Source organism: Pseudomonas sp. 18.1.10, assembly GCF_024655625.1.
In the GTDB taxonomy this organism is placed as follows: domain Bacteria; phylum Pseudomonadota; class Gammaproteobacteria; order Pseudomonadales; family Pseudomonadaceae; genus Aquipseudomonas.
Window position 1 is genome coordinate 14,351 of record NZ_JANLGL010000001.1, and the last position, 13,103, is coordinate 27,453.

Annotated in this window: 15 protein-coding genes and 1 pseudogene; 7 read left to right on the forward strand and 9 right to left on the reverse strand. The window is 52.4% G+C overall.

Going from position 1 to position 13,103, the window contains the following annotated elements:
* Positions 1–117: 117 nt before the first annotated feature.
* Entirely contained in the window at positions 118–963 is an 846-nt protein-coding gene (locus NUV89_RS00095; protein WP_257779801.1) for an SDR family oxidoreductase, read from the forward strand.
* 195 nt (positions 964–1,158) lie between these two features.
* Positions 1,159–2,298, forward strand: a complete 1,140-nt coding sequence (locus NUV89_RS00100) for a glutathione-independent formaldehyde dehydrogenase (RefSeq protein WP_257779802.1) — start codon at positions 1,159–1,161, stop codon at positions 2,296–2,298.
* A 677-nt stretch (positions 2,299–2,975) separates the two neighbouring features.
* Here the strand turns inward: NUV89_RS00100 and NUV89_RS00105 are convergent.
* Positions 2,976–3,650: an HAD family phosphatase gene (locus NUV89_RS00105; RefSeq protein ID WP_257779803.1), complete on the reverse strand. Its 675-nt coding sequence runs from the start codon at positions 3,648–3,650 to the stop codon at positions 2,976–2,978.
* 650 nt (positions 3,651–4,300) lie between these two features.
* Between NUV89_RS00105 and NUV89_RS00110 the strand changes: the two genes are divergently transcribed.
* Positions 4,301–4,549, forward strand: coding sequence for a hypothetical protein (locus tag NUV89_RS00110; RefSeq protein WP_257779804.1), 249 nt, complete (start codon positions 4,301–4,303; stop codon positions 4,547–4,549).
* Between the two features lie 173 nt (positions 4,550–4,722).
* On the opposite strand, the gene NUV89_RS00115 is transcribed toward NUV89_RS00110, so the two are convergent.
* The 3 genes from NUV89_RS00115 to NUV89_RS00125 are packed head-to-tail and all read right to left on the reverse strand — an operon-like array spanning position 4,723 to position 5,995.
* Positions 4,723–5,268: an SH3 domain-containing protein gene (locus NUV89_RS00115; RefSeq protein WP_308220179.1), complete on the reverse strand. Its 546-nt coding sequence runs from the start codon at positions 5,266–5,268 to the stop codon at positions 4,723–4,725.
* A 53-nt stretch (positions 5,269–5,321) separates the two neighbouring features.
* Positions 5,322–5,789, reverse strand: coding sequence for a hypothetical protein (locus NUV89_RS00120; RefSeq protein WP_257779805.1), 468 nt, complete (start codon positions 5,787–5,789; stop codon positions 5,322–5,324).
* Positions 5,786–5,995: a hypothetical protein gene (locus tag NUV89_RS00125; protein WP_257779806.1), complete on the reverse strand. Its 210-nt coding sequence runs from the start codon at positions 5,993–5,995 to the stop codon at positions 5,786–5,788. Before NUV89_RS00125 ends, NUV89_RS00120 begins: the two co-directional genes overlap by 4 nt.
* A gap of 187 nt (positions 5,996–6,182) precedes the next feature.
* Here NUV89_RS00125 and NUV89_RS00130 point away from each other — a divergent pair, with 187 nt between their 5' ends.
* Complete coding sequence (locus NUV89_RS00130; protein WP_082340961.1) at positions 6,183–6,431, forward strand: CsbD family protein; 249 nt, start codon at positions 6,183–6,185, stop codon at positions 6,429–6,431.
* 845 nt (positions 6,432–7,276) lie between these two features.
* On the opposite strand, the pseudogene NUV89_RS00140 reads toward NUV89_RS00130, so the two are convergent.
* The 3 genes and pseudogenes from NUV89_RS00140 to NUV89_RS00150 form a co-directional block, all read right to left on the reverse strand.
* Positions 7,277–7,885 (reverse strand): annotated as a pseudogene (locus NUV89_RS00140) (histidine phosphatase family protein); the annotation flags it as partial.
* 68 nt (positions 7,886–7,953) lie between these two features.
* A complete protein-coding gene (locus tag NUV89_RS00145) occupies positions 7,954–8,955 on the reverse strand; it encodes a metallophosphoesterase (RefSeq protein ID WP_257779807.1) in 1,002 nt (333 codons plus the stop codon).
* Positions 8,956–9,280: 325 nt separating this feature from the next.
* Positions 9,281–9,748: a transcriptional regulator gene (locus NUV89_RS00150; RefSeq protein WP_257779808.1), complete on the reverse strand. Its 468-nt coding sequence runs from the start codon at positions 9,746–9,748 to the stop codon at positions 9,281–9,283.
* A 298-nt stretch (positions 9,749–10,046) separates the two neighbouring features.
* Between NUV89_RS00150 and NUV89_RS00155 the strand changes: the two genes are divergently transcribed.
* The 3 genes from NUV89_RS00155 to NUV89_RS00165 all read left to right on the forward strand — a co-directional run bounded on the left by NUV89_RS00155 (position 10,047) and on the right by NUV89_RS00165 (position 11,489).
* Complete coding sequence (locus tag NUV89_RS00155) at positions 10,047–10,604, forward strand: hypothetical protein (RefSeq protein ID WP_257779809.1); 558 nt, start codon at positions 10,047–10,049, stop codon at positions 10,602–10,604.
* Between the two features lie 252 nt (positions 10,605–10,856).
* Positions 10,857–11,264, forward strand: coding sequence for a hypothetical protein (locus NUV89_RS00160; protein WP_257779810.1), 408 nt, complete (start codon positions 10,857–10,859; stop codon positions 11,262–11,264).
* 12 nt (positions 11,265–11,276) lie between these two features.
* Complete coding sequence (locus tag NUV89_RS00165; protein WP_056789399.1) at positions 11,277–11,489, forward strand: hypothetical protein; 213 nt, start codon at positions 11,277–11,279, stop codon at positions 11,487–11,489.
* Between the two features lie 33 nt (positions 11,490–11,522).
* Here the strand turns inward: NUV89_RS00165 and NUV89_RS00170 are convergent, their stop codons facing one another.
* Positions 11,523–12,113, reverse strand: a complete 591-nt coding sequence (locus tag NUV89_RS00170; RefSeq protein WP_257779811.1) for an ImmA/IrrE family metallo-endopeptidase — start codon at positions 12,111–12,113, stop codon at positions 11,523–11,525.
* Between the two features lie 291 nt (positions 12,114–12,404).
* Positions 12,405–12,890 carry a hypothetical protein gene (locus NUV89_RS00175; protein ID WP_257779812.1) on the reverse strand — a complete coding sequence of 162 codons (486 nt, stop codon included), beginning with the start codon at positions 12,888–12,890 and terminating at the stop codon, positions 12,405–12,407.
* Between the last annotated feature and the right edge of the window lie 213 nt (positions 12,891–13,103).

Genomic DNA, 13,103 nt, shown 5'->3' on the forward strand with positions numbered 1-13,103 from the left:
CAGACCAGGAACCTAAGATTTGAACGCGCGTGCCTCACTACCGGACAGATACCTCATGTGCAAACGAAGTGTCCTTCGTCCAGCCGCGTGTTTGATATCACTCTCCAGGAGAAAATTATGGCCGTTCTAATTACAGGTGCAGGTACGGGATTCGGTTTCGAAGTAGCCCTCAGACTGGCCAAGCAAGGTCTGGACGTTATCGCTGGTGTGGAGATCGTGGCGCAGGTACACGTCCTTGAGCAGGAAGCCAGGAAGCGTGGCGTTAGCCTCCGAATAGAGAAGCTCGATGTCTCTCACGAAGGCGATAGATTGAAAGCTGCTGAGTGGGACGTCGACGTATTGTTGAATAACGCGGGCATTTCGGAAGGCGGAGCGACTGTCGACATTCCAGCTGAGAATCTGCGCCGTCAGTATGAGGTTAATGTGATCGGGCCGTTGATGCTGACTCAGCTCATTGCGAAAAAAATGGCTGTGAAGAAGAAGGGCAAGATTATTTTCATGTCGTCGGTTGCAGGCCTCACCGCTGACCCCTTTGCCGGTGCTTATTCGTCATCCAAACACGCGGTGGAGGCTATCGCGGAGGCCATGAGTCTCGAGCTCAAGGAGTTCGGCATCGAGGTGGCTACGGTAAACCCAGGGCCCTTTCTTACCGGGTTCAATGACCGAATGTTCGAGACATGGAAGACTTGGCAGGACGACCCGTCCCAGCGCCTTTTCGACTACAGCACACTGGCGTTCCCTCACGAACAATATGATCCGGAGCCGGTCTTTGAAACGACCATCGGCGTGATAACCGGCACCATCGATACTTACCGAAATGTTGAGCCTAAAGAAATTATTGACCAGCAGCGCAAGCAGATGGATTCAGCTTGGACTCGCAAGAGCAATGAAGGATTGGGTAAGCGCGCTGAACTGGTTCAGAAAGCGTATGACATAGAGCCTGGCACACCGGTCAAATCTTAAGTGTTGGGCAAGGGGGCTCGCAATGCGCGTGCCCCCTTACCCCAGGTGCCCCAATTTTAGATTGATTTATTCTGTACTTTGATTAACCACTCGTCAGACTTGAGGGGGATTTCTTGAACATACGATTCGTTCTATCAGACAGATTAAACATGTGCTGACGAAAATTCCCTTTCGTCTTGCTTCTGGGAGAATGCAATGAAAGCCATCGTTTACAACGGCCCTCGTGACGTTAGTATGCAAAATGTGCCGGACGCCAAAATCGAAAAACCTACCGACGTTCTGGTGCGAGTGACTGCCACAAACATCTGCGGATCTGATCTGCACATGTACGAAGGCCGTACTTCTTTTGAAACGGGCAGAGTGTTTGGCCATGAGAATCTGGGCGAGGTCATCGAAGTAGGCTCCGGCGTAGATCGGGTCAAGGTAGGAGATCGGGTATGCCTGCCATTCAACATCGGCTGCGGCTTTTGCGAAAACTGTGAAAAAGGCCTGACGGGGTTTTGCCTGACCGCTAACCCAGGCAACGCGGGTGCGGCCTACGGGTTCGCTGACATGGGCCCATATCAGGGGGGGCAGGCTGAACTACTTCGAGTGCCTTATGCAGACTTCAACTGCCTGGTGTTGCCCGAGGACGCGCAAGAACGTGAAGAAGATTACGTCATGCTCTCCGACATCTTCCCGACTGGTTGGCATGCAACCGAGTTGGCAGGCCTCCTTCCCGGGGAAAGTATTGCCATCTACGGCGCCGGCCCAGTTGGTTTGATGGCTGCCCACTCGGCCATGATCAAGGGTGCCTCTCAGGTGTTCGTAGTCGATAATCATCCTGACCGCTTGAAGCTTGCTGCTCAAATGGGCGCTACGCCCATCAACTCGCTTGAGAAAGAGGCGGTGGATCAGATCTTGAACTTGACCCATGGCAAGGGCACTGATCGCGGTTGCGAGTGCGTGGGTTATCAGTGCTGCGACCGCCATGGTCATGAAGCTAATCACCTGACCATGAACAACCTTGTCGCTTCGACCAAAGCGACCGGAGGCATCGGCGTCGTAGGTGTGTTCGTACCGCAAGACCCAGGAGCCAAAAATGAGCTGGCTAAGGAAGGCAAGATGGCTTTCGATTTCGGCGCTTTCTGGTTCAAGGGGCAGCAGATTCGAACGGGCCAAGCCAACGTCAAAGTCTACAACCGTCGCCTGGCTGAGCTAATCCACCATGGCCGAGCAAAACCTTCTCAGATCATCTCCCACCGCCTCAAGCTTGCCGAGGGCCCAGATGCCTATAAGCACTTCGACGCACGTGACGATGGCTGGACGAAGGTTGTACTCAAGCCAGCAGCTTAAACGCCAACCTCCGGCTTCGCCGGCTCCCTTTGGGCCGGCCTCTTCAGTAGAAAAGATTCAACAGCTAGCAGGAGAATGATCATGAAAAAGCTATCTATGTGCTTATGTCTATGCAGTGTATTCATGCTTCATGGATGCTTTGACAACGCGGATAACGCCACGAAAGACAATTCCAGTGGCACCAAGTCTTCTGTCCAAATGCAGGAAGGAAAGTCTGACGAGAATAAGTAGGGCAGCTAGGCGGCCCAGGTAGGAGTGAACATCCTGGGCCAGAGATAACTACAACAATAAAATGGTGATCGAGATGAATTGCCTGATTTGTGTGGGAGTTGCACAACGCGTTATGTGCGACGGCCCGTGGGAAGAGCGTGACTGTCCGGTGTGCGGTCGGTATCGAATCTCAGACGAGCTGATTCTCGCGTTGATGGATCAAGGGCAGATTTTCGATGTGCTTAAAGTCAGGGGCTGGCTAGATACGCGGCGAACTGAAGGTTTCCTGCCCTGCATCCAAAGTCCTGAAGGGCTACTGGTTACCGTTGTCGAGCCTACTTCACCTGCGCAAGTGAAGTGAGTTCCAGTACGGCGCTGGGGGCTGCAACCCCCCCAGAGCATTGAAAGGTTATCGGCGAAAACGCATCAATCCGCTGATAAAAAGCCCTGAAAGTGATTGTCGGAAATCAAGGTCGGGATGCTATTTCCTCTAAATGTTGCAATAGGTCTTGAGGATCCTCGTACACCCTCAGGGCTCCCGCTCTTTCTAGCTCGCTAATATCGTAGCCGCCTGAGAGCAAGCCCACACCTGTCGCTTTGCACCGCCTTGCTGCAAGCATGTCCCATATGGCGTCTCCAACCACTAAGCAGTCCTCAATGGGTACCTTGAGCTTTTGCGCTGCGGCAAGGAAAAGATCTGGATCAGGCTTTCCATATTTGACATCGTCGCGGGTGATTATATTAATTTCGTTAATGTCTAAACCCAGCGCCTTTAAATTGATCTTGGCTGTAGAAACGCCACCACTGGTTGCGATGCACCACTGTATATTTTCGTGGGTGAGCGTCTTTAGTAGCTCGACTGAACCTGGGAGTGCCGTTATTTGGCTTTTGAGGGCCTCATACGCAGCCGCATGCTTTTTACTTAAGATTCTTCCTTGCTCATCAGTAATTTCTACACCCGTTTCACGGGACAAGGTTTTTAACATCAGCCCTCCGCTCATACCAATCTTCCGATGAATACGCCACATAGCCAGCGGGATATTCTCGGAATCGAGTGCCTCTTTCCATGCGGCTACGTTCTGGTACACGCTGTCGGTCAGCGTGCCATCAAGGTCGAATATAAAAGTTGTTTGAGGTCGCATGGGAATCCTCCAGATTCATTAGAGTTGGCGCTGTGGGTATATTGTTAGGAGCATGCGAGTAAATCGTTACCTAGCAGTTGGCATTCGTTCGACATCCGCAGGGCCGGGTGCGGCGCGATCCCCATCGGGAATCTCATCATCTTCTCGAATAGCTCTCTCATCGTCATGACGGCCCGCATGCCCGCATACAGTTCTGAGACTTGAGGCAGCGACGCGTTCATTATTTCTGGACGATTCGGGTGTTCTAAGGAGAATGGTGGTCGGGGCCGACAACATGGCTTTTTGAATCCGTGTGACGTTTCCTCAGCCCATGCGTCCAGCCAAGTAGCTATAGACGTGAGCTTCGCCTTGGGCGATCTGACGGTTGGTAGACCACTGACGACCGCAATTGCCATTCCGGACGCCATATGCTTGGCGGGAGAGGGCGGTGTTCATGCCACTTCTGCTGCAAACCAGGACGGATTGCTCGCCGTCGCGTCGTACTATCCTAGTATAGGGCTGTTGAAAACGTTGATCAGGAAAGACGTGACCAAATCGGCCTGTCTATTTCAACGCAATAAAAATTTGAACCGCCCGTGAACGCGCTCACCTAATGATTAGCTTGTGAAGAATTGCACAGGCATTTTGCCAACAACGGCATACTCTGAGAGGTGGTCAACGTGGCTAAAGACGACAAGAAAAGCAAAGGTGAAACTTCGAAAGCCAGCAAGGACTTTAAAGACAAAAAGTCCTCATCAGCAAAAAAATCTGCAGCGGCATCGGCTCTTTCAAAGTCTTCCGAAAAGAAAGACAAGAAAAAAGACTCCGAACCGAAGAAATCTGTAAAGAAAGCTGATAGCAAGCCAGAAAAGGCGAAGAAATCAGACAAGGCAGAGAAACCTGCAAAAAAGAAAAAGTGAGATCTGCTAGGGCTTAACGCCCTAGCTTCCTCAGGATGTGCTGCCTTCGATCAAGGCTCAATCAATAGCGCTTATGGCAGTAAGGCCACGCGTCTAATGTGGAAGTAAAATCTACCTGAGACATTAGAACATCGACTGGATCCAGGGGTTGTCGCGAAGGATGCGACCTTCGGTTAAACACCGTAGCGCTTGTTCCCACCTGAGGTAATGCAGTACCTACCGCCCCGTGGCCCTATGCAGACTGTTCCAGATGAACAAGGGCAGGAAGATCCGTAGCTCGGGGTTTGCCTAGGTGTCGGCGGAGGTGAAAGGCGTGCAGGGCGAGTTGTTTCCGGCCTGGAGATTACGTAGCAATTCACCGCATCGCAGAGGCTTTTAGATGACAGCCATTTAGCCGGTTGCCCATCGGCGCTTATCCGAACCCAATCATCTTTCCTTTCAAACACCTGCACCTTTTCACCCCGTTTCATGGAAGCAATCACCTTTCCAGCAGGCTGACTCCGGATGTTCAGCTTATCAGCGTTCACATATTGATTGATCAGTTGGGTTTGGAGAGGCTGGGTCTCAGGAAGGGGAGCTGACACCAGGGTATTAACGGGAGGAGGTGGGTTTGGTTTAGCTGGGCTTGGAGGTGTGTCTTTCGTGCCCATTGCCCATAAGACAGCGATAAGAATTAGAAGCGGGACAAGCCACGGTTGAGATTTTTTGCGCATATCCATTGCCCTCGTTGTGCTCGCCCTGTGCGGGCTGCATTCCTATTGCTCCATTGACGTTACTGCGAGCTGAGCCAAAGCTCCACCTTTTCCAGTTTTCCTATTTCTTGAAGCTTTGACTTCCCAGTATCCACGAGACTAAGCAATCGTTGCTTATCGCCTGCTGACGGAAACCACTCAGCCAATTCAATATTGCAGTGCTTGGACTCGCTCAGCGCCCATCTCGCAATCATGTCGGCTACTGCTCGGTAGTGATCAGCCATAAATAGTTTTCGCCCATCTGCCGACCGACCACGGTGAAACAGTTGGTCAGTTACGCCCGCATCGCCAAAAAAGTCAGTGGTATCTGGATAATGGATGCCTGCAAGCGACACCTTCGCCACTCCTGCTTCTCGGTCGAAGTACGACAAAAAGTGCCACCCACCAGTTGTGCTTCTCGGATGAGGAAAATTTATCGCAGCTTTCCCGGTTATGTAGTGCTCGCGTGAGACACGTTTGAGATCAAAATCAAAAAGCGGCTGCCTCATGGGAGTTTTTTGAGCCGGGCTAGACCTTGCTTGATATGTCCGGCGTTTTCGCCAATGGTTTCAAGGGCGCCACGGACGTTGTTTCCTACATCCGCATGTCCGTGAGCCTCCACATGGAGGGTCAATTCCATGAGTGCAGCTTCGAGAGCGAGCTGGTTTTCGTACATCCTTTCCAGCACATCTGACAACGAGTATTCCTTTGACATTGGCGTGATCTCCTTCAGGGCCGCTCAGCATAGCGCAGCACAAGAAATGGTGAGGTGTCTTGCGGACAAATCCTTAGGCTCATCAACTTTGAACTAATCATTACGCCCGTTCCCCTAACTCTATGCAGGTTGCTTCAAGCCCAGGTTTTTCTGGGTTACTCAATCACACACGAAGGTTTGGTGAATCATGAAGAGCGAACAAGTTGAAGGCGTTGTAGAAAAGGTTGCCGGCAAAGCGCAGAGCGCAGTCGGAAAATTGTTTGGTGATTCGAAGTTGGAAGCTGAAGGTGCTGGACGTCAAGCTGCTGGTCAGCTGACCCAAACCTATGGCGATGCGCTGGACAGCGTATCTACGTTCGTCAAAGAGAAACCAGTTGCTGCAATCGCGATTGGTGCAGTAGCGCTGCTGGTTCTAGACCGTCTCTTTCGGCGCTGAGTAAGGAAAAGGACGTTTCGACAGGGGGGCTCCGTTTTTACGTTTATCGCCTTCACCTTTAGAACTGTCCATATTGGGTTGCAAGGGCGAGGGCTGGTATGCACAACTCACTTCCATCCAAGCAGCACGTCCGAAGTACGACGAGGCTATTGGGCCACAAATCTTGTGGAGGGGTGACGTGGGGTCATTAGCAAGCGGAGCGCGTAGGCGGGAGGATGGAGGCCCACAGGGCCAAGACTCGGCAACGGCGAGGCTTGGTTCGCGACAGCCGTCCTCGTAGAGGCACGCTTGACCTTGGCTCCCTAGAGCGCCTTCAGAATACGCTCAAGCATCTGATGCTCCCATGTACTGAGCAGTGCAACCGGATCAGTGCCAAATCGATCCCCAGAGTTAAACGACCAGCGCCGCCCATCAGGGCTGATGCACTCTTCGCAGTATTCGAGCGTGTCACAGTCGTTGTAGATCGATAGCCGCCACCCATCGACGCTCACCGCGAAATGGCCCGCATAAATCTCATCCCAAGACGCCTGACTCACCTTGGTAATCGTCCGTCGCTCGAAGGTGACCTCTCGCAATAACTGGCATACCTCTCTCGCTGAGAGCTCAGCCGCAGTGTTCTCGCTAACGCTACCTACCTGGGATGAACGAGCAGCCGCTCTGGCAGCTTTCAGCCTTTGCTCAGCGTACATAGCCGGATCATCACCTGGCAGCGGATAGCCTGCGACTGAGAGAGCCTCGGCTCGCTCTTCGATGAGCCGGCGCTCAGGATCACGAGCGATTTGATAGGCTCTGCCCGGCACACGCCAAGCGTCATCCATTTGTGGCTCCTCGGGGGCTGACCGGCTTACTCTCCAACCGGCTTCGTCGGCATCTTTCGATAGCACGTAACCACCACAGTTGGGCACGTGGTTCGCGATCTCATACTCATGCCAGTCCACCATAGCTCCGCCGTCAATGCCGAGCGGCTTGCGCTCAATCAGCCAGGCTACAGCGTTGATAACCTGACCATGCGAAAACGCTACGATGTCTTGAGCGGGATGTTCAGCAAGACGCTCCAGGAAAGACTGAGCTCTAGCTATGAAAGCTAGAAATGACTCAGCGCCTTCACCATCCATGAAACCAGGATCTGCTTTGGCCCAATACGCCTCCACCCATTCGCGCCGATCAGCGACGGTTGTGCCAGTGCACCGCGCGGGTTCAAGGTAAGTGAATTCTTGGATGGGCCACGTTTCAAAAGGGATATGAGGAAACACCGCTGCTGTCGCCATAGCGGTTGAGTGCGCTCGGGTGAAAGGCGAGGCAACGATCAGAGCCGGAGCATGGTTGAACGACAATGCCACCAGCTGCGCTTGCTCAACTCCTCTCGGAGTGAGAGTAATGGTCGCGTGATCTGAAGTGGCTTCGCCCGCGTTCGCAGCGCTTTCTCCATGTCGTATTAGTCTCACATGCTTCATTTACGAACTACTCGCACAGATTCGGCCATCATTTCTCTTAGATCCCCAAGGTTACTGGTACTCAACCCTCAATCAAGAAGCCTCGACAGCAATCCCTCAATCTGGGTGCCGGCATGCTTGAATTTCAGCTCTTCGAGCTTAGCTAACCTTCGTTCGCCGGTGAGCAAGCTGAGTCCGTGAAGCGCATTAAGCAACTTCTGAGACTCACCAATTTCCGAACGCAAAGTCAGCCAGGTAGTGTTCACTCGACGAGCTAACTCGTCGGCCTCATGGCTCAAGCGTTGTGACTCAATTAGCTTGTTAGTGTTGGTGGTGGCCTTAAGATGACCTAAAGCCTGCTCAAGTTCGTCCAATAGCTCGGTAACAGCCTCCGACTGGTCAAGAGACACGGGGCGCCCCTCCACATAAATCGTGTCCGCCTGAACGCAATAGACAGCTAGTGGCCCTTCACCCCCTCCGGTGCAATCCAGTGCAAGAACGTTCCCTAGCCGAACAGGCTCCGGAATCCAGGTGTGCCCCGTGCACACACGCCAGACCCCTTTGACACCTTCACGATGATGCTTTTTGATCCGCTCGCGCCCCCATAGCGCGATCTCTTCTACAGCAGGGACTGATATGTCTCGAGTGAATTCGACCCATGACATCCCAGCAGGGACATCAGCATGAACAACGCCAACCAAACCGCGAGGGGATTCGATTTCTATGACTGTGGGAAGGCTCTCGAGCTTCCCAATGACCATCTCTTTCGATTCGTCAGCGATGGTCGACCACCAGCCTGCACCATGAGCTACATAACGAGCGCTGGGGTTTTCCCTGTAAGCGTTGATAAGCATCTGCTCATGGTTACCTTGAACGGTGAAGAACCACGGCTCACCAAGAAGCTTCAGACCGTCGAGGACTCCAGGCCCGCGATCTATGAGATCACCCACCCCAATGACTCGGTCGATAGTTTTGTCGAAACCGAGCTTCATCAATCCTTTGGAGAGATCAATCGACTTGAAGTGAATGTCACCGATAACGAAGTCGCGACCGACCTCGTTCCGGGGAAGCCTCAGGACTTTCTGACTCATGCGCGGGTTCCTTCCTCAGTGGCCATCTATCAAGTGACCAAACCCGTATTGTCCACCCCGCGACTGCACCTTCCAACAGAAATCTGGACGGACAGGATGACTGCACTCTATTGCGCAGGGCTGAGGTATACCGAATTTCTTCCGTCGATGAAAATGACCAGAGCAAGCGGAGCGCGCAGGCCAGTAAGGCCGGAGACGCGAGGATGGAAGCCCAGAGGGCCATGACTTGGCGTCAGCCATGGCATGGTTTACGACAGCCGACCCGATAGGGCGCGCCATAAACCGCGATTTGCTCAGACTGAAGGATTGCTGATGTTCTGCAGACTTATGTATTCCAATATTTTTGGACTGTGCTTCTGGCAATGCCGAGTTTTTCAGCGATTGTTTTTCTGTCGAAACCTTGCGCTTTCAGGGCTCGAACGTAATCCGCATTAAGCGGCTGCTTAGGCTTACCCTGGGAGCGCTTGATGAGCTTTCCATCACTGAATTGCTCCTCCACCAACTGCCACCCTCCAGACATCTCGAATTCCCTGACACGCAAGGCAGTACGCTGTAAAGCCTCTGACGGGAGTTCTTCACCCTGCGCAGCAACGACGAGAGTGACCATAGTCAAAAGGTCGAGGCCTAGGTAGTCAGAGATCTCATCCAGTTTCTCCAGCGTCGCATTCGCTCGGGCCTGCTCAAGCTTCCCAACGTACGTTCTGTGCGTTGCTCCCGCCAACTCTTCGTAATTTAAACCCTGATGAGCACGAGCTCCACGCAATGCTCCTGCCAGCGCTTCTTTCAGATGCATGAGTCGGATCCTCAAAACTGAGGATAGAGCCACGGCAAGCGTGTTTCGATAAACAGACCATAGTGATATTATCGTGGCATTAGGTTTGTCAGGCGGTCGTCGATCAAGGCGTCACGGTGTCAGGAGCGATGGTTTGATCAGGAGAGCGGGTGGTGGGACATGGCTCGGTGGCCTTGATGCGAGCCGCTCCATAGAGCGTGCATTGGATAGCCTCCGCATGCCTACCTGCAACCATGATCGAAGGCTTCCTGGCATGAACCGAATGCGATTTTTTGACCGAAGGCAGGGATAGGTAGTAATGAAATTTGATTGCGTGAAGTTTTCTGGGAAAGTCGATTACGTTCGGCATACGGATCGTATAAGTGGCGGTTATAAGGCTAATGTCAGTATTAATGGGGCCGTGATACCAAAACTACAGCTGACGAATAAGCTTTATGACGAACTTGAGGCTGGCGAAAATGTGACGTTGTACGGCGTTTTTAAAAATAAAAGAAAAAAAGAAGAAAACGACGGCTTTATATATGGACTTCAGAAAGAGAGCGGCGAAAAAATGTTCGCGACTCACTATAGATATCAAGTTCCTATTTTTATGGCATTTACGGCTGCTATAGCTTTTTGTCTGACATTCGTTGCAGGCTGGTTTGCATCGATATTTCCAGTGCTGATGCTGTTTGGCAAAGATGACCCGAATTACATGTACAACACCACTGTATTTGCGACAATTGAAGCGACTATGGTCGCTGCTTTTTTTCTGTGGCGGGCTTGGCTAATGTTCAGCGTTACGGCGGATCCAGAAAGCTGGGAAACCATTGAGCCAGCAACTCTTTCGAGCCGCTTCAGTAAGTTTTATAAATAAAAAAGGATGGCAGTGGGTGGGGTATGCGCCACGCTTGCCCCCTCGCTAGAGAGCGCAGTCAGAATCATGTCTTGCTGCGCAGGACTATTCTTACCGTGCAGTTCAGCAGGCAAGCGGAGCGCGCAGGCGTGCTGGATGAAAGCCCGGAGGGTCGAGACGTGGCTTGCCACGGCTCGGTTCACGCCAGCCACCCGCCGCAGGCGGCACGCCATAGCTACTGTCCGATATCAAATCAACAAGGATGCGGCTGAAATGACCCACGATGAACTCCGTCAGCTTGAGGGCGCTAGGCGAAGGACTCTGTGGGCACTTGCCAGCCTCCGTCCTGGTGATCCCAACGCATCCCATCTTCTTGCCATCCTTGATGATCTCGACGACCAAGAGCCAAACGACACCCCCTGTAACGATAGGCTACTGGAGCTCACTGAGGTTCGTAACTCTGTCTCGGTGGTGCGCCATAACTCCGGAATCATCATCATTTTGGAGCAGACTATTCCGCAACCCTGGAGAGAGCGTTTCTACCAGGCAAGCGTCGGGTCGACCAGGTTGGTCGATGGGCCTTACGCCTCAGGCTGGGATAAATTCCTGGCGAGTTGGGAAGCAGAGATGGGACACCTGGAGCAGCATAGGGCCGCAAGAAATAAATCTAAAAAAGACTGAGCGGGTGAGGGCATGGGACAAGACGATGACACGGTGTACTGCGATATCCAGATGCCGCTAGCCCAAGGGCGAGAGCTTCTGGAGTTAGTGAATGCACTGCGAGAATCGAAAGCTCATCCGCGTCTCGACAAAGTCTTCGAGCACATGCAAGACGAACTCAGTACATCCATCGATTTCGTTGAAACCCCACCAACCAGGGACTTGTTTTGGCCGACGCACCACTGAACATCGGCACTAGAGCATCAAGGGGGATAGATGCTAAGGCCAGCGTACTAGCTGAAGCTCCTTGATTCGAATCGCCATCGCAATATCCGAAACCCCAAATTGAACCGAAAGTGGAATCAAATTACGGTTATTGAACCGGGCACACCTTGCCAGCGAAATCTCTCGATCAAGCGAATCCCTTTCTGCGTTCAGAAGCGACCATGGATCTGAAGGGTTGAGGTGGTAACAGGTGGTATCGGTGAAGGGGAAGGGGCCCTTCATTTGAAATTGAGCAGCAAAAGCATCCAGTAGAAGTCGGGCTGGTATCAAAAAACACGCCGCAAAGTAATCAGCCTCCCTTTCCTTGGGAGGACGACTTTGTCCTCGTGCCGATCCGTCCAAAGGCTTATCACGATGCATCACCTCATCTTCGTGAAGCACAAAGTGACCGACCTCATGTGCGCCAGTGAACCGAATTACATTCATCGGGAATTCGGTGGAAACTGCTATGCGTCGAATCGAGCGATTCATTAAGCCAGCAGCCTTGAAGCGCTCTCCCTCTCGCCCGAACAGTGGAGAACCCAGGTCAGGAAGGAGCTGGTAATCAAGTCCTAAAATATGGGCCGCAACTTCAGGTGCCAGCATCTGAAATGGCGTCAGGTGTCGGTTTGGCCATAGGCGTTCTTGGTTGTCCCAAATTTCCTTATAAGACGATGGGCTGCTTGCTGAATGCTTTCACGGTTCATAGCTTTTTACACCATATGATGTGCTGCTATTGCAGACATAATCACCATATGTAGTGTTGTCAACGACCTGTAATGCCAAGGTGATGTCGGGCTAAAGACATGAGTGGGCTCCCGGTGCTCGTGCGCTGGATACTCCAGCCCAGAACCCATCTCGGTGCTTGCTCTGTTGCGATCTAGACTACCGACTACCCTAGCTCAAGGTTTGCGTACGCAGCCACGCTTCCACTTTTTGCCATCGGCCAACCTCGGAAAGCTTTGACCTTGCTGTATCTAGAGTCTCTAGCAGTCGCTGTCTTTCCGCACGAGAGGGGAACCAATCATCGATCTCTACGTTGCAGTGATTAGACTCACTCAATGCCCATCTAAAGATCATGTCCGCAGCGGCTCGGTAGTGATCGGCCATGAACAGACGTCGGCCCTCCACAGACCATCCACGCTTTGCTAGCTCATCGGTCACGTCGATGATGCCAAGGTCACCAAAGTAGGCTGCGGTGTCAGGATAATGGATGCCTGCCAATGACACTTTGGTCTCGCCGGATTCCCGATCAAAATAGGAAAGGAAATGCCACCCACCCGTGGTGCTTCCTGGATAGGGGAAATTGATCGCGGCTTTGCCTGTTATGTAGTTTTCGCGGGAGACGCGTTTGAGGTCAAAGTCGAACTGAGGCTGTTTCATTCAACTGCCCTATGCGAGCCGTGGCTTTGATGTCGTCCTTGAGCAAAGCTGGGCGAACAACTGTCATCAGTGTGGTCGCGAGAATGCTGAATATCTAGGCGTGTAAAGCATTGCTGGCTCAAAGCGTGCTAATTATGGCATATAGCCGCTATAGAAGATGGCGCTGGCCTAGCTGGTGCTCAATTACTTTGCAGATACCCAAGCCTAAAGGCA